This window comes from Clostridium amylolyticum, assembly GCF_900142075.1.
GTDB classification, from domain to species: Bacteria; Bacillota; Clostridia; order Clostridiales; family Clostridiaceae; genus Clostridium_AA; species Clostridium_AA amylolyticum.
The window spans coordinates 322,982-338,980 of record NZ_FQZO01000001.1 but is presented as its reverse complement, the minus strand read 5'-3'; the positions used below and the strand labels follow the sequence as shown (position 1 = coordinate 338,980).

Annotated in this window: 14 protein-coding genes and 1 pseudogene; 4 read left to right on the top strand and 11 right to left on the bottom strand. The window is 34.4% G+C overall.

The genetic code is table 11. The features are described 5' to 3' along the window. Positions 1-8: 8 nt before the first annotated feature. Positions 9-869 (top strand): LysR family transcriptional regulator, encoded by an 861-nt coding sequence (locus tag BUA82_RS01700; RefSeq protein ID WP_073004039.1) that lies wholly within the window; start codon positions 9-11, stop codon positions 867-869. Here BUA82_RS01700 and BUA82_RS01695 read toward each other — a convergent pair. Continuing rightward, a complete protein-coding gene (locus BUA82_RS01695) occupies positions 849-1,424 on the bottom strand; it encodes a chromate transporter (protein WP_073004037.1) in 576 nt (191 codons plus the stop codon). The genes BUA82_RS01700 and BUA82_RS01695 overlap by 21 nt on opposite strands. Then, the gene (locus tag BUA82_RS01690) at positions 1,396-1,983 is read right to left on the bottom strand and encodes a chromate transporter (protein WP_341429854.1); all 588 of its coding nucleotides are present in this window, start codon (positions 1,981-1,983) and stop codon (positions 1,396-1,398) included. Before BUA82_RS01690 ends, BUA82_RS01695 begins: the two co-directional genes overlap by 29 nt. Before the next feature lie 263 nt (positions 1,984-2,246). Here BUA82_RS01690 and BUA82_RS01685 point away from each other — a divergent pair, with 263 nt between their 5' ends. Then, on the top strand, positions 2,247-3,692 hold the full coding sequence (locus BUA82_RS01685; protein WP_073004033.1) for a PQQ-dependent sugar dehydrogenase: 1,446 nt from the start codon (positions 2,247-2,249) through the stop codon (positions 3,690-3,692). A 106-nt stretch (positions 3,693-3,798) separates the two neighbouring features. Then, entirely contained in the window at positions 3,799-4,302 is a 504-nt protein-coding gene (locus tag BUA82_RS01680; protein ID WP_242948918.1) for a hypothetical protein, read from the top strand. Positions 4,303-4,530: 228 nt separating this feature from the next. Here the strand turns inward: BUA82_RS01680 and pdxR are convergent, their stop codons facing one another. After that, positions 4,531-5,952, bottom strand: coding sequence for a MocR-like pyridoxine biosynthesis transcription factor PdxR (gene pdxR, locus BUA82_RS01675; protein WP_073004029.1), 1,422 nt, complete (start codon positions 5,950-5,952; stop codon positions 4,531-4,533). Between the two features lie 163 nt (positions 5,953-6,115). Between pdxR and BUA82_RS01670 the strand changes: the two genes are divergently transcribed. Further along, a complete protein-coding gene (locus BUA82_RS01670; RefSeq protein WP_073004027.1) occupies positions 6,116-6,589 on the top strand; it encodes a pyridoxamine 5'-phosphate oxidase family protein in 474 nt (157 codons plus the stop codon). Between the two features lie 227 nt (positions 6,590-6,816). Here BUA82_RS01670 and BUA82_RS01665 read toward each other — a convergent pair whose 3' ends face one another. The 8 genes and pseudogenes from BUA82_RS01665 to BUA82_RS01630 all read right to left on the bottom strand — a co-directional run bounded on the left by BUA82_RS01665 (position 6,817) and on the right by BUA82_RS01630 (position 15,909). Continuing rightward, the gene (locus tag BUA82_RS01665) at positions 6,817-7,560 is read right to left on the bottom strand and encodes a DUF3307 domain-containing protein (protein ID WP_073004025.1); all 744 of its coding nucleotides are present in this window, start codon (positions 7,558-7,560) and stop codon (positions 6,817-6,819) included. Further along, positions 7,553-8,299 carry a SatD family protein gene (locus tag BUA82_RS01660; protein ID WP_207650268.1) on the bottom strand — a complete coding sequence of 249 codons (747 nt, stop codon included), beginning with the start codon at positions 8,297-8,299 and terminating at the stop codon, positions 7,553-7,555. Before BUA82_RS01660 ends, BUA82_RS01665 begins: the two co-directional genes overlap by 8 nt. Before the next feature lie 93 nt (positions 8,300-8,392). After that, positions 8,393-9,517 carry a radical SAM protein gene (locus BUA82_RS01655; RefSeq protein ID WP_073004023.1) on the bottom strand — a complete coding sequence of 375 codons (1,125 nt, stop codon included), beginning with the start codon at positions 9,515-9,517 and terminating at the stop codon, positions 8,393-8,395. A 383-nt stretch (positions 9,518-9,900) separates the two neighbouring features. Then, positions 9,901-10,188 (bottom strand): annotated as a pseudogene (locus BUA82_RS01650) (P-loop NTPase family protein); the annotation flags it as partial. Between the two features lie 315 nt (positions 10,189-10,503). Further along, positions 10,504-11,526 carry a spore photoproduct lyase gene (splB, locus tag BUA82_RS01645; RefSeq protein ID WP_073005089.1) on the bottom strand — a complete coding sequence of 341 codons (1,023 nt, stop codon included), beginning with the start codon at positions 11,524-11,526 and terminating at the stop codon, positions 10,504-10,506. Positions 11,527-11,859: 333 nt separating this feature from the next. Continuing rightward, positions 11,860-12,447, bottom strand: a complete 588-nt coding sequence (locus BUA82_RS01640; protein WP_242948907.1) for a DUF4397 domain-containing protein — start codon at positions 12,445-12,447, stop codon at positions 11,860-11,862. A 464-nt stretch (positions 12,448-12,911) separates the two neighbouring features. After that, positions 12,912-13,235, bottom strand: coding sequence for an MBL fold metallo-hydrolase (locus BUA82_RS20410; RefSeq protein ID WP_143148550.1), 324 nt, complete (start codon positions 13,233-13,235; stop codon positions 12,912-12,914). Continuing rightward, on the bottom strand, positions 13,216-15,909 hold the full coding sequence (locus BUA82_RS01630; RefSeq protein WP_073004014.1) for a glycosyl hydrolase: 2,694 nt from the start codon (positions 15,907-15,909) through the stop codon (positions 13,216-13,218). Before BUA82_RS01630 ends, BUA82_RS20410 begins: the two co-directional genes overlap by 20 nt. Positions 15,910-15,999 lie beyond the last annotated feature (90 nt).

Sequence of the window (15,999 nt, the reverse complement as noted above, 5' to 3'; positions counted from 1 at the left end):
GCTGAATCATGAATATAAAATTATTAGAAGCCTTTTTAGCTGTTGTGGATAATAAAACCATGTCTGCTGCAGCTAATAAACTTTTCACTACACAACCCAACATTTCACTCATGATTAAGGATTTAGAAAATTACTATTCCACAACATTGTTTAATCGTGTTTCTAGGAGACTCTATTTAACTCCTGAAGGACAAAGATTAGAAAAATATGCACGAAAAGTAATGGCTGATTTTAAAGAAATGAATGAGGCAATGTTTAATGCAAACAAGATAATCCGCATTGGCAGCAGTGTTACCGTTGGCCAATACTTATTAAACGGATATCTTAATAAGTTAAAATCCTTCATGGGAAATATAAAGTTTGAAGTAGTGATTAACAATACTGCAGAAATAGAAAATCTAATATTGAATAATAGAATTGATATAGCTATTGTTGAAGGTAAAATTAATTCAAAAAATATAACCCAAGTTGAGATTTTAAAGGATGAATTAATAGCCGTAATTAGTTATGATTATCCTCTTGATAATAATATTAAATACTTATCAGATTTGGAACTATTACCATGGATTTCTCGTGAAGAGGGCAGCCATAATAGAAATCAATTTGAAATCGACATGAATGAAAGAAAAATTTATCCACAGGTGGTTTTTAGAGCAACAAATTTAGAAACTATTATACAAGCTGTTGAAAATCAATATGGCTTTGCTATTATTTCTAAAATGGCTGCTGAAGAAGCATTAAAAAAGCAAAGTTTAAAACAATTAAACTTTGCTGACTATAGCTGTCCACGTTCAATAAGATATATTTATAATAAAAATCATGATAAAAATCCAATTATATCTCAGATTTTAGATTGTATTAATAACTAACTGCAGCAGAGTACCCACTATACCTGTTCCTATAATAATACTTACCGCATTGACTTTAAACTTTCTAAGAACTATAAATCCACCTATAAACAGAGAAAATTCCAGCCATCTAAATTGGCTAAGTGCTATGTTATTAAAATCGGTATTAAATAATGCAAGGACTAAAATTGAAGCACCTGCGCTGCCAATTAAAGCTACCACAGCAGGCCTAAGAGCTCCTAGTACAGTTTGAACTCCGGAAAAATTCCTGTATTTATAATAAAAGTGAGCAAGGGTTAAACAAATTATAAATGCAGGAAGAATACATCCAAGGGTGCATACAACTGCCCCTAAAGGACCATATACCCTTTGTCCAACAAAGGTAGCTGAATTGATTGAAATTGGTCCTGGAGTCATTTCAGCAATGGTAATTAAATCTGTAAATTCACTCATAGTTAGTAATTTATGATTATTAACCACTTGTTCTTGTATAAGCGGTATTGCTGCATATCCCCCGCCAACACTAAATAATCCTACTTGTATAAAACTAATGAACAGAGTCCATAGAAGTCCCATTGCTTTTCTCCTTTCTATAGTTCAAAAATACAGTAATAAGTCCAATTGCTATGCAGAAAAATATGATATACATAGCACTAAGCTTAAAGAAATAGGTTCCTATAAAAGCAGCTATCATAACAATTATGTAAAGAACATTCTTTGTTTTAATTACATTTTTCCCTAAATTAACAACCACATCTAAAATTACAGCAGCTACTCCAGCTCTCATTACCTGTAAAGCAATTGAAATTATATGGCTATTCTTAAATTCTTTATAGAAAATTGAAATAAGTGAAATGATAACAAAAGGTGGAATTATTGTACCTAATATGGCAAGTATACTTCCTAAAATGCCATGGATTCTATACCCTAATATCACACTTGCATTCACTGGAATAGGACCTGGACTTGATTGTGCAATAGCAGAAATATCCAGCATTTCATCTTCAGCTAACCAATTTAATTCTTCAACAAACTTCTTCTTATAGAGGGAAACAATCACAAAACCTCCGCCAAATGTGAAAGCACTTAGAGTGAAGGTTGAAATAAAAAGTTTCCAAAGTCTATTTTCTTTCATATTCATCTCTCCTTTACAGGAATCAGTTTATCAACTTATGTTTAGTAAGTAAAATATATATTTATTATGATATATATAACAAAATCTTATATATACTTTTAAAAATTGTATTACCAATTATTATACAACCTGCATTTTTAAATACAGTATGAATGGAAAATGGTGCAATTCATCATCTGATTACCGGCCTCTATTTAGTACTAATAGAACAGCTCTGATCATATTCTTATAAAAGAAGAAAATATGAAGGAGTGTAAAGTTAGTTGATAAAAGTTAAAGTTAGTTTACGGCCCATTGCTGGTAACATAAATATGCCTACTGTTTTGAAAACAGCTATACTACCCGGTGACTCAATGGAAAGACTATTTATTGCAACCCAAGTAGGCGAGATCTTTTACGTTGGGAATGGCGCTATAAGAACTTTTTTAGATATTCGTTCAAGAATCATAAAGCTAGGCTTTGCTGGCGGTAAATATGATGAACGAGGATTGCTAGGGCTAGCGTTCCATCCAAGATTTACTTATAATGGCCTGTTTTACATTCATTATTCAGTATCTGGAACACAAGGTCCAGGGGCTCTTCCTAGTTCAGAAGTTTCAAGACAAGGCCTCCCTGAATTTTTTAAGCCTAACCCTTGTGACCCTAGAACCTTAAATCAAAAGTGGATAAATAGAGAAATCCAATATGATCATATTGATACCGTTGAAGAATGGATTTTACAATCCAATGGTCAACCCCAAAAGTTGAGGACATTACTAAATTTAAGAAGACCTTTTTTTAATCATAATGGTGTCAATAGCTTAAATTTTTCACCTGAAACAGGAAAGCTTGTTTTAACAACTGGAGATGGCGGATCAGGCTATGATCCATTTAATTCAGCTCAGAACGATATGGAAATTGCCGGTAAAATAATTGAAATTGATGTAACTAAGAATACATTTATCAATGATCCACCAGTAGTCACACGTTTTAATGAACTTCCCGTACCTATTCAGGAAAACCTTACGGTAATTGCCAAAGGGGTTCGCAATATACCTGGCATTTCATTTCAAAGGTTTTATAACCAGTACATCAAGTATGTAGGAATTGTGGGACAGGATCTGGTAGAGTCGATTTTTTCCTTCGTTAATTATAGACCAATACCGGTCCCTCAGCTTATTCAAGCTTCTTTAATGAAACCTGAATCTGGCCAAGAAGGATTTATTAACTTTGGCTGGCGAGGATGGGAAGGCGCTTTTCCTACTTCCATTGTAAGGAGCTGCTCTGCAAATCCAATTTTGGATGAGGAAACAATTGCTTATTACAATGATGCAGTAAAAACTTCAACGCTGCGTATTCCGCCTCTAATTAGTTATTTTCATAAAGATCCCAGACCTGATAAGTTTGGAGCAACTGCACTTACAGGTGTCCAATCATATATGGGGAATGGAATTCCCGATTTAACTGGAAGCGTCGTGTTTACTGATTTTGCCCGTAATGAAGGATCTCAACCTCCCACTAGAGGAGTTTTAGCTTATACTAGGCCAAGGAGAGATTGTAAACTAAATGATTTTAGTGTTATTGAAACCGATTATAATTTTGGATCTCAATCAGCTTATTATACTACCTTGGGAGGGAATCTTAATCAAACCAGACTATATTTAGGGGTTTATGGCTCTATGAATGTGACTGATTTTAATCAAGGCACTATTTTTGAAATTATCCAATGATTCATAATTATAAAATTCAAATTAATACCAGATAAATCCCTTTCTAGGATTTATTAAATGGAAATTTACTAGTATCACCTAATAGGAGGCATTTAAATTGAAAAAAATGAATATAGGCAGATTTATTTGTATTGGAGGAATATTAACAACAATATCCGTACTATTCCAATCAGCACCTGTATTCTTACCTGCCATTGGGTTGGCCTTAAGTCCATTAAGTACTCTACCTATTGCCATAGCTGCTGTTTCTAATATTTCTCTTGGTATTACTGTATTTTTTTCTTCCGCATTAATTCTTGTTATAGTTAACGCTCAGGAAGCAATAATCCTGCTTTTTACCACCGGACTATTAGGTATTGTTATGGGAATATTACTTTATAGGAAGGGAATAATAACTTCTATATTATTTTCAAGCATAGCGCTATCTCTTGGAATGATACTTTTAACCTATGTAGTAGGTATTCCAGCGTTTGCAGAATTAACCCGTACGCTATCAACTACTTTAATTTTTTTAATCTTTTTCTCATTTTCACTTGCTTATGCCAGCATTTGGAATATTTGTTTTAAAAAATTCATGAATTATCTTATAAAAATAAAATTAATTAGTTGACTCAGTTATGGATTTTTTATGATTTTTGCTAATTAGTAGAATTGTGAAAGATATTTTCTTAATTCTTGAAACCAAAGGTAAAATGGACAACCTGAGCATCATCAACAATACCCGATGTAATCTATAAAATGTCATTAAAAATCCAGGCAAAAAACGCAATTTTTAGCCTGGATTTTTGTATATATTTCTTTTACGAAGTATGTCTTCCGTAATTTCACTATTGAATTTTCATTTTGATAATGCTCCGAACCATGCAGATTGCAGCAATTCAATACCTTTTCGTATCTGTTGCTCCCCCAGCAAGCTGTATCCTGTAAACAATAAGTTTTGAGGACAAGAGTTCCGGTCATTCCAGAATGGAATCATAGGATATACTTTAACACCGACTTTCTCTGCCTGTTTAATAAGCCAATCCTGTTCTTCGCCACCTGGAAACTCCAAAACGAAATGCAACCCTGCTCCACGACCATGAAGTATTACTTTGCTTCCAAACATTTCCGTTGCTTCCTGTATAAACACATCATGTCGCTTTTTGTAGGTGATACACATTTTACGAACATGGCGCTCATAGTTTTCATCTCTCATATATGCGGCTAAAATGCGCTGTGTCACCCATGATACAGGAGAATTGTAGGAATGGAACAAACTACAATACGTAGTGAGCAGGCGCACTGGCAGTACCATATAGTTCACCCGAAGGGAAGGAGAAAGAGACTTTGAAAAAGTTCCGATATAGATAGTACGGTCGTTTGTATCTAGGGAATGGAGTGCCGGTACTGGATTGGTATCATATCTGAGTTCACTGTCATAATCGTCCTCAATAATATACGCAGCATTATCATTTGCCCAATTAAGGAGCTCCTTACGCTGAAAAATTGGCATCACAGTTCCATAAGGAAATTGATGTGAAGGCGTTACATAAGCAGCACATGCGCTAGAACGGTGAATCGATGAGAGTATAAGTCCATCTTTACTAGCTGGAAGCGAATGCAGATTATAATTGTTATTGATAAATACATCCCTTGCTCCACTAAAGCCTGGTTCCTCCATAGCGATTGTGTTATTTTCTTTACGCAAAAGCTTGCACAAAATATCTAACGAATGGTGTAGCCCACAGCCAATGATAATTTGTTCTTCGCAGCAAACCATACCTCTTGATCTGTGCAGGTATTTTTTTATCTCTTGTCTTAACAATAGATCACCCTGCTTATCAGGATACTGATTAACTACCCCTTTTTGTGGCGATAGGAGAATTTGAGAGGTATATTTTCGCCATAACTTCAATGGAAATTGCTCATAAGAAATCTCACCATACTGAAAATCATATGGACATACAGGTCGATTCAATTCTGATATTTCCATAGATAAAGCGTTTGTATCCTGTGGTTCATAATCCACCTCTGTAACTTTATTTGAGGTGTCTAGAACAAAAAAACCTGAACCATGTCTTGCTTGAATATACCCCTCTACAGCCAACTGGGCATAGGCCCGACTGACAGTATTGCGCGCAATATCCAATGTTTGTGCTAGTGTGCGAATACCTGGAAGCCGTTCTCCATATACAATATTTCCTTGTTCAATATCTTTTTTCACTTGACGGTAGATTTGAAGATATATTGGATCATTTGAATTTTCTTGTATGTAAATCATAGAATTATAACCATCCTTATAACAAAGTGTACCCTATAATATATCATATAAGTGTACCTTTTCACAGATACACTTATATGATATATTATGTTTGATTGTACATCAAGTACATATTTATCTTGAATAATGCTTAAGTTCAAACCATAAGGAGGATAATGAAATTATGCAATACAGAATGAAGAAGTTTCAATTAACGTTGGAGCAGATTGACGGGCTACTTCATCGTTCAGATACTGGACGATTCGCAACTATTAATGAGAATGGTTATCCATATGTCATTGCCATGCACTTTGTTTACTTCAATAACAAAATTTATATGCACGGACTTCCAAAGGGACAAAAAGTCGATAATCTGAAGCGAAACTCCAAGGTATGCTTTGAGGTTGATGAATTATTTGGTCTCTTGACTGATAATATCGAGAATGCCTGTGATACTGAGGCAGAGTACAATAGTGTTGTAATTATTGGAAACGCTTCGCTGCTTGAGGACTTGGATTATAAACGTGAAGTGTTAAATAAGCTGGTTGAGAAGTACACGCCACAACTAGTGGGAAAAGAGCTTCCAGATAACATGATTAAGGGTACCGCTGTGATTGAGGTTGAAATTGTAGAATGTACAGGAAAATATCATAAATAGGGTAAAAGGTATATCTTGAATATTTTTAACTTTACCTTTATATTCAGCCATCCCCATACTTACACTATCCTTTCCAATAGTACCTATCAAAAAAGTGCGTACTACTTTTTTATTTGAGCTTAGTAAAATAGTCTTCGCCAAGTATGCATAACATCATAAAATAGTCCCCATCTAGTGATCAGATGGGGACTATTTTATAACGAAAAGATTCATTATGAAATAAATTTTTAAAAAATAAGTAAATATGCTACTATGACCAACGTTGTACTTAATAGTGTTCCTAATAAGTAGTACTCCGAAAATTTAGGTTCTTCGGCAATTTTATTATATCTTGCTATTGACTTTGCTGTAAGAACAAATCCAATGGCAGCATACTGACCTGCAGATAACATTAACAAAATTATAGAACGCTCCAGCATTCCTATTAATGCTCCTGCATTAGGAAGTCCTCCATTTTCTTCATTTGTAGATGGCTTATAGCGATATACAACTTTCTTAATTGTTATACTAAATGGTTGTATTATAATAAGTAAAATTAATATCCAAGAAAGAATATTAATAACATTAATCTGTAATTTACTTAAAAGGTATTGGATACATGAAATGTAGCGTACAGGTTCAGAAAGAATGTATATAGCTATAGCAGTACAAATAATTAGTAAAATATGAATTATTTCATCGCTGCAATATAATAAAGCTTCTATTTTGTCATTTGTAGCAAATTTCTTTTTAAATAAATATTTAAATAAATCAACAATAAAATGAACTACTGAAATGATACAAACCCATTTTAATATTGTGAAACTAAATATGGGAATAGATACACATATCATTGAAAGAAAGTAAATTAAAGAATGCTTTAATAATATCTTGAACGATTCATTCTTGTTTATTGCTAATTCAGAGGACTGCAGATAGAAATCCCCCAGAACATGACCAATTAAAAATAAATATAAAACATCCTTAGTCATTAACTCCCCCCCTTTCCTTGCTTAAAAAGGCGTTAACTGTATCCATTGCATGTTTATAAGTATAAAATTGAGCACTTCTTAGTGCTTTGTTTACACTAGGCTGACCTATATTAAGAATATGAGCTGCTTTATATTGATTCTTATCATTAGTAATATAAGCATAAATAATTTCTTTTTGTCGTTCTGTCCACTTTGATTTTAGTGCAGTACAAACAGATAAAATAGAATTTAACAATTCATCAATTTCCAAATTATCTTCTTCTGAACATATCAAAACATTGGAGTAACTCTCAGCATATTGAGATTTTTTCTCTTTAATTTCTTTAATCATTTTTCTTGCTCTATGATATGCAGGGCCATCAATTTCTGATGAATTATTAAAATTAATATCTGTACTAATATCACCAATTCCAATACCAAAGCGTATTTGTATTGGTGTCATAGCCATTTCAATTTCAAAAACAATCTTCATAATACTGTTTCTATTTTTAAGTAAGCCCTGAAATTCATCTCCTAAAGTAATTGTAAATTTTGACGCAATATCTTCTGAGTATTTATTATTGATATCTTCCAACACTTTCTTAAGCTTCTGTTGTACAACGTTTCTATCAGTTAATTTTTTAGAATCTACAATATCACCAATAATGGCAACATATTTATCATAGAAAAAAAAGAAAAACATTTCATCACCTCTATCCATATTATAACAAAAGAAAAGATGCGCTTCAAGGTGAATCATTTGTTTTAATTCACCTAAGAATGCATCTTTCTGTAAAATTAATTCTGTTTTTTTGAACAACCAAAGCTTGAAGAAACAAACTCACAAGACTCTCTAAAAAATCAGTTCTCCTGCTTTATAGCCTTCAGGCAATTCTTCTTCACTTAAAAATTTGAAATTGTCGTCACGTAGTATTGGTAAAAACACTTCGTAGGGTATCCTAGAAAACTCACAGCCATAATTGCTGGCTCCGAACCATCTACCTTCTTTGCTGCTCAAATTCAAGTCCCTGGCAAATTTTGTATGGTTTGAGCAATCATGAACTGCTAAATCCCAGTTTTCTTCATCGGCTACTTTCATGAATTGCAAAGTTAATTCTCTGCTCCAAATTGGCGAAATATAGCCCTGTCTAGAAATATACATGTTTTCCCCATAATAATTATCTATGTTATTCTCATTTAAATGTAATTCTGCGCAATTTATAAAATCTAGTTTTGTATCTAATATTGCTTGCTTTTTCTTAAAAAATCCTTGGAAAAGCTCAGGAGTCATTGGAGTTTCAATACCTATATTTTTAATATATTTTTTTGCTAGTCTAATATTTTCAATAACTTTATCTGAACAATTAGAAGCACCTAAGTTAAAACGTATCTCGTCAAGACCAGCTTCACCTAATGCTTTCAATGTCTCTTCAGTAGCTAAAGTACCATTTGTATATAGATGTTGATGAATTTTAGCATCACTGAATTTCTTTATAACTGGATAGTATTTTTCTATTTCCATAAATGGCTCTAAATAAACGTAAGAAATGCCAGTGGGTTTCTGTTGGATGGAAAGAAGTAAATCAATATCCTTCTCATAGAACTTTGTACCTCCAATTTCCCACATACCTTCTCCAATGGGTTCGATATAATCCAGCTCTCCATAATTATAACAGAACTTACACTCTAAGTTACATTTATTGGTTTTTCTAATTGCACTCAAACCAGTTCCCAACAGACAAGAACGACATCCTTTGGGGAATTTACTTTCATTTCCCACAAAAAAAGTTCTATTATCCAAAGTTTTCAAACTTCTAATTTCCGACATTAACTTATCATTTCTATCATCTATTGCTGCCTCAATTTGTGCAAAGGTAGCATAAATGATTTCTTGTTGTTTTACCATAACTTCCTGATCCTCTGGCAGCATGGAAAAAAATTCAAACCATGTCAACGCATCTTTCTTTGAAATCTTCATAATGTTCCTCCTCTATATTACTCAAAACGCTTTGATCTCTTTATATCTTTCCACAAGCGAAAACCCTTGAATGTTTATACATGCACCCAAGGGCTTGGCATCATTTATATTACTATCTTTCAGTTATATATATTTCTGTACAATAAAAAAATCTCTTGCTTTTCTTCAGAGATTTTCTACTATTTCTTCTACCTCTGACTCTTTGATAATACATGATTTCAACCATTGTTTCAAGCTTTTTATATTGAAGACGCAATTGCTGATTACTATTAGAAAATGCTGTAAATTTCTATTAGCCATTCTATTTTTCTTTCCACAAAGTAAACGTTGAAAACGGGCACAATCCAATACTATAGATTAATTAATAGTCTAGTCTATCACATTGATTTATAACCAATCTTTTTTTGATTTATAATAATTGACGGTGATAATCTTTTAATCTCATCACATTTTGGCTGTGGGAATTTTCCTAATCGTGTTCTAATAAAACTAGAGTAACTCTCATTCATTTGTCTTTGTGACTCTGCTGCAATAGTATCAAATACTAGGGCAGATTTACCTGATCCAGATGGTCCAACCACTATGGTAACTTCTTTCTTTGGAATATATACGTCAATATTCTTTAAATTTTTTTCTCTTGCTCCTTTTAATATAATTCTGTCGTTCACAATCTCACCCTTTTCTTAATAGTACAATAAGTATATAATATAAACATGACAATACCTGTCATGTTAAGGAAAAATATGAATAAAATTACAGTATTGTTTGATTTAATCTGTTTTGTTCATTCAAGAAAAAAATATACTCACTTTGTAAGCGTCAAAGTTTTAGTACCTTTAATATCTTAAAAAATAGCATTAAAACATCCTAGTAAGGCATGAATATGCTTTACTAGGATGAATTATTTTCATTCTTTAATTTTCATCTTTTTCAGGTATCTTATTAGACCATATAAGATTATCATTGTTTTATGATATTAGTAATACTCATATAATATATTTAACCTTTTTATTCTTAAATAATTCTTCTATGTTTTTTGTGAAGAACTCTTTTATTTCACTTATAATTTCATTTTGATATACATACTTCCCATATCCAAATTGTCCATATTTGAATTTACGCTCTTCATCATTCATAGGTAATTCACTTTCAGGGAATACCTTAAGTATTCTATTTTTAGCTATTGTTGTATACCTATGAGATATTATTTCAAAGGTTACTGGGTATTTTAAGTTATTTGGCAGCTTACTACTTAACTCTAGTAATAAATCATGATAGTCTTCTTTCCAACTTGGATAAATAAATATTGGTGCAATTAAAAAACCAACAGGATAACTTGACTGAGCTACCTTTATAGCTGCTTCTATTCTTTTGTCACTGGAAGCGGTAAAATGTTCATATTTATTTATCACAAAAGAGGTATTAATACTAAATCTTATCTCTGTATGGCCATTGTGTTCTAAGTTAAGCAATGATTCTATATCATTATATTTTGTTACAAATCTAAATCTAGCATTTGGGTTTTTCGCAAAAAAATCTATAGATTTCTCCAATGAATGTGTATAAGGTTCTACAGGTATAGGGTCAGATGTAGCCGATCCTTCAAATATAGTTATATCCGGTAATCTTTGATTAATATATTTCTGAGCTTCATTAAGGATATCATCTATATTAGCATATACTTTTACAAAGGGCTTATCTCCCAACTGAGTATTTAAATAACAGTATTCACATTGTCCCATACACCCTGATATTAAGGGAAGTTGATAGTGGGCGGATGGTTTGCAGGATTGAAATCTTAGAGTCTTTTTAGTACCAACTACTAAAGTCCTTTTACCTTCTCTATATTGAGCAAATAAATCATTACCTGGAATATGTTGTTTTAGTTTATTAGAGTTCAATTTTATTATCTCAATATTATCATTATCTTTAAACTTGGAAAAAATATTCTTACCCATTTCAAATTCTAAGGAATTTTTTTCAAACACAATCCTTTTAGGTATAAACATATCTCCTACCAAACAAATCACTTTATAGAGTGACTTATTATTCCCTTTCGCTATTTTTATTTGTACCATAATAAAATTATTTTTTTAAATCAAACATTATTAATAGTAAGTTTAATTATCTTAAATAGGTTTAAATTTTTATCTGCTTCTCTTGAATACAATTTATATATCACCAAAACTCTTTGGAAGACAATTATATACTTATTGTTTCCTAAACCTTGTAGCTATATCCTTGAAATACTAAAATACAATTTACTGTTCTTTTACCTGTAATCTTATGTAAGTAATTATAAAAAGCGAAGGAGCATTAATTTACACCTTCGCTTCATTTCGTTACCTGGGTTCTGTTAAAAGCACTGCTTCTAAAGCTGGAGAATTGCCAACAAGGCCCACAGCATAAATCGTATAGTATGTGTTGTTATCCAGTTTAACATTTGGAACGGTCAAAGCTGTATTATCAGTTCCCGCAATATTTACTTTAAAGGTATAGTTTCCTGCTGGAACGCAAGCATAGTCCGTAATACCTTCATAGGAAACATTATTGAATACTTTTGTACCATCTGCTAATCTAATATCAACTGCTGGTGCGTTTGGAGAAAGATGAACAAATCTTACGCAAGGTCTTCCAGATTTTTTACCCATTATTGGTTCAGGAATTGGATATAAGCTAATATTAGGCAAAGTTCCAATTGCTGCCACATTAAACACACTGTTTTCAGGAATACTTACGGTGGTATTAATAACAGGGTTAATCATCTTTCCTGAAGGATAAACCTTAATATTATAGATTCCTGCAGGAACTGGCAGATATTGAGATACTTCCTTATAAGAGAGGTTCCTTACAAGCAGGTTTCCATTTGCATAAACATCTACAGCTGGAGCATTGGGAGAAGCATGGAATACTCTAATGTAAGAATTCATTTGTTCAGCTCTGTAATAGTCCTCAAGCATTTGATAATAGTACGGGCAATAGAACATAAACTTTTTCCTTTATATTATTAATCAATACCATACTATGAAACATGCGTGTTAATGTTGATAGTGTTCTTAACTACATTTTTAGTTTGTGATATTACGTATCAATAGTCACTGCCCTATAAATAAATCTATCCTTTTATCTTTAACATTCTTTTCAACTTCCTTCTCGTACTTATTCTTATTATCCCTCTAACCTTACCTTTTACTTTGGTTCTCTTTTGGTTTCTTTTTGGGTAAAACCTGCAAGATTTTTTTGAAAATGCAAGGATTTATTAAAAATTGAATGTGATTATTGGGTTGCTACATCTCACGATATAGTAGCACGCAACATTTAACGTATGCTTTGATAGCACGAATACACACTAATTCCCAGAGAATTTTATTTAACTCATCTTATGATTTATATCCTATGCAGCCATTTCAAAATCCAGTAATTTGCTCCTAAAAATTAACTTATCTGCTATTATTGCAAGCATGACTCCTAAGTAGTATCCATCCCCTATAACAAAAATCCCCCAAAGCACTATAATTCCCGCAGTATGCCCCCTAATACCATATACCTGAAGTGTTCTCTCACCGAGCAATAATTCATCTCCTTCTCTCAAATTATGAATCCTCGCGGTTATTTTCCTTGAGGGCAGGAGCTTAATGATACTCTTCCCCAGAATCAATGGAGCTATTACAATAGTTTTTTTATTAACAAATAGAGCATCAGTTCCAGATTTCCACACTTCCTACAATACCCGTCGGCTCTGTTATCTTTGAATAGAACATCAGGGAACGCATATCCTGGGGAAGGGATTTCACTTTCCGGTCCAGGGTTGTGGCGACCTCAATCCTTATATGGTTCTCTCCTGCTCTTAATGCTTCTCTCAAAGGAAACTGATATGGCGGACAGATTTTCATTCCAAGACAGAGGCCGTTCAGCCAGACTTCAGCGCCTTCATAGACATCTGTAATATTCAATAGCTCTCTGCCGGTTGGCATTATATCATAAATAAACTCACTTTCATACCGTAAATAACCGGAAAAAGCAGGTAATACCCGGCCCATGCTTCTTAACTCCGTCGTAACTTCAACAGGATGAAACTCCGGATATTGACTGACTTCTGCACTGGAGATGCGCCATGCTGCGTCCAGTCTATATTCCAACTTAGTCTTGAAATCGCCTTGTTCTTCCACCTCCTTCAAATCCTCAAATAGAGCAACCACACTCTGATAGGGTGTTAATCTGATATGTATGCTTGTTCCATCCTCGGTATTTCTGTATTCTGCCGGAATTATCCTGTTTTCCATAGCATCATACAAGCTTACCTCTCCTTTTGATTTCACGGTTATCCAGCCATTGTATTCCTTACCGATACTTTCATTGGAGAACATATATAGCTCTGTCTGCTCCTTACGGTAATGGTAATAACGCAGCGCATCAAATTGATTGTCACTGCTGATTTCAAATAATTTGTTATCCTTCAATGTTTTTGACAAAGTCTCCAGAGGAACTACAATGCATTCGCAAAGTCCTTCAAGCAGCAGCTTCTCCTCTTCCTGCTTATCTATATTACAGATTCCCTCCGGAAGCCCTTGAACAAAGAATACCGGGAAGCCCTTTTTTGATGCAGTACCGGCAAATACAGCCACTTCCTTTGTGATAAATTCTGCATATGGGACAATAAAGCAGTCATAGCTTTCACCATTGACCTGCAGGCAGTCATTAAATTCTGCCTTGTAAGCTGACATATCTGCAAAAACATCGGAGGGAAGAATATCAAAATCAATCTGACTTTCCAACAGCTCTCTGGCAACCTTCTGATTAAACATACAGCCTCCCGTCCATTCGGCTTCTCCGTGATACAATACGGCTGCCGGTGCTATATGTGTACCTCCGTTCAATAGATGGCACATACGATTGGTGTAGTGCATCAGCTTTTTAAAATAATTAAACTGAGGATCCTCTCCCCCGGCATAAAAATGAGGCGGGCAGTCCGAATCAGGAAAATCCTTTGCTGAAAATGCGTGAGGTACATATACATTAATACCTCTCACCAGAAAATGATCCATCAGATATTTCATTGTTCTTATCCCAAGCCTCCAGCCGTAAGCTCCAAAGATTTCACACATAGCCCTCCCCTGTTTCTTCGGATCGATATGGGCAAGGGACGAACCCAGCTTTCCCAGTTCATAATGATAAAACTCTCCATCCTTATCCGCACCCAGCAATGCTTCTCTTTTATGATTTTCTCCTCCAGGAAGAACCTGATCTCCGATATTATCAATTCCTGACATATGCTGGCCCATCATGGAGCGGAAAAAATGTCCCTGGCTGCTGCCAAGTCTGCTATGCTGATTATTATCCTCCACGATATGACCAATGTATTCCACTCCTCTTTCCTCACACCACTCTCCAATCTGTCTGGAAAAATTCTTTTCCACCAGTCTGGTCACACAGTCCATATAGGCATAGCGAACCCTGGCATTTACCTTCTCATCCGCCATGTCGGTCCAAAGTGCAGGATAATATGGCAAATACTCCTTTCCAAGCTTCTCCTCCAGCATTTTCTCAAGCTGGCTGCTCCAGGGAAGCGGTGCTTTTTTCTTTCCGATGGACTCATCAAAATTATAGCCGATGCTGTTGCCGAGGCAGGGTTCATCCGAAAAGAAGCCTGCAATGGTTTTCCCAAATTCTTCTTTGTAATGCTCATAATGAGGTTCATACACCGCATCAATCTGGATTCTACAGGAAGCCTTATCCACCATACTGATATAGTCGCAGCGCCCCTCACCGTTTCTTGTAATAAAAAGAACATTAATCCTCCAGGTACCCTGGGGAACGTCCCATATTAATTTTCCGTTTACAATATTGGTAATAAGATCTATTCCTTCTCCAATCAAGGAGGAGTTCCTATCTATCTGATATGCACGGATGGACAGGATTCTGTCATCTGTAAAACAGCGCTTCTTCTCCGAGCTCATACCAAACATTTCAAGATTTAATCCTGAGGGCAGCAGCATAGGCATCATCATGGCCGCAAGACTAACCTCAACCTCAGGTATAGGGCCGCTGACATCGATAAACTTCCGGCTAATGTACTGCTTACAGTATTTATCCTCTGACTGGGCAATTTTTCCGGCGGCATAGCCGGTAGGAAAATGTGCATCATCCAGAATCCACAGCTTCATATCCCTTTTCTTAGCTTCATCAATAATTATATCCATATCATGCCACCAGCCAGGTCCAAGATAATCCGGATGGGGTCTGGCCTCCACACAGACTGCACGAATACCGCAGCTATGGATTGCCTCCATATACTCCCTCAGCTTCCCTTCAGTCTCTCCATGCTGCCAGAAAAATGGCAGAATATAATTATCTTCCTTCTGTTCAATTAATTCTTTTATAAATGATTTCATTCTTACCTCCATCATGCTGCCCTTCGGCAGCTTTTATATTCAAAATGAATTTTTGAATCTTATTATGTATAAACTTGAAAAGGAAGCTTC

Excerpts from the sequence above, each read along its gene's own strand:
- BUA82_RS01700 (WP_073004039.1), top strand. The coding sequence starts at position 9 with ATGAATATAAAATTATTAGAAGCCTTTTTAGCTGTTGTGGATAATAAA.
- BUA82_RS01695 (WP_073004037.1), bottom strand. The coding sequence starts at position 1,424 with ATGGGACTTCTATGGACTCTGTTCATTAGTTTTATACAAGTAGGATTA.
- BUA82_RS01690 (WP_341429854.1), bottom strand. The coding sequence starts at position 1,983 with ATGAAAGAAAATAGACTTTGGAAACTTTTTATTTCAACCTTCACTCTA.
- BUA82_RS01660 (WP_207650268.1), bottom strand. The coding sequence starts at position 8,299 with ATGATTCACCTTGAAGCGCATCTTTTCTTTTGTTATAATATGGATAGA.
- BUA82_RS01630 (WP_073004014.1), bottom strand. The coding sequence starts at position 15,909 with ATGAAATCATTTATAAAAGAATTAATTGAACAGAAGGAAGATAATTAT.
- BUA82_RS01680 (WP_242948918.1), top strand. The coding sequence starts at position 3,799 with ATGAATATAGGCAGATTTATTTGTATTGGAGGAATATTAACAACAATA.
- BUA82_RS01640 (WP_242948907.1), bottom strand. The coding sequence starts at position 12,447 with ATGAATTCTTACATTAGAGTATTCCATGCTTCTCCCAATGCTCCAGCT.
- BUA82_RS01655 (WP_073004023.1), bottom strand. The coding sequence starts at position 9,517 with ATGAAGATTTCAAAGAAAGATGCGTTGACATGGTTTGAATTTTTTTCC.
- BUA82_RS01670 (WP_073004027.1), top strand. The coding sequence starts at position 6,116 with ATGCAATACAGAATGAAGAAGTTTCAATTAACGTTGGAGCAGATTGAC.
- BUA82_RS01665 (WP_073004025.1), bottom strand. The coding sequence starts at position 7,560 with ATGACTAAGGATGTTTTATATTTATTTTTAATTGGTCATGTTCTGGGG.
- pdxR (WP_073004029.1), bottom strand. The coding sequence starts at position 5,952 with ATGATTTACATACAAGAAAATTCAAATGATCCAATATATCTTCAAATC.
- splB (WP_073005089.1), bottom strand. The coding sequence starts at position 11,526 with ATGTTTATACCTAAAAGGATTGTGTTTGAAAAAAATTCCTTAGAATTT.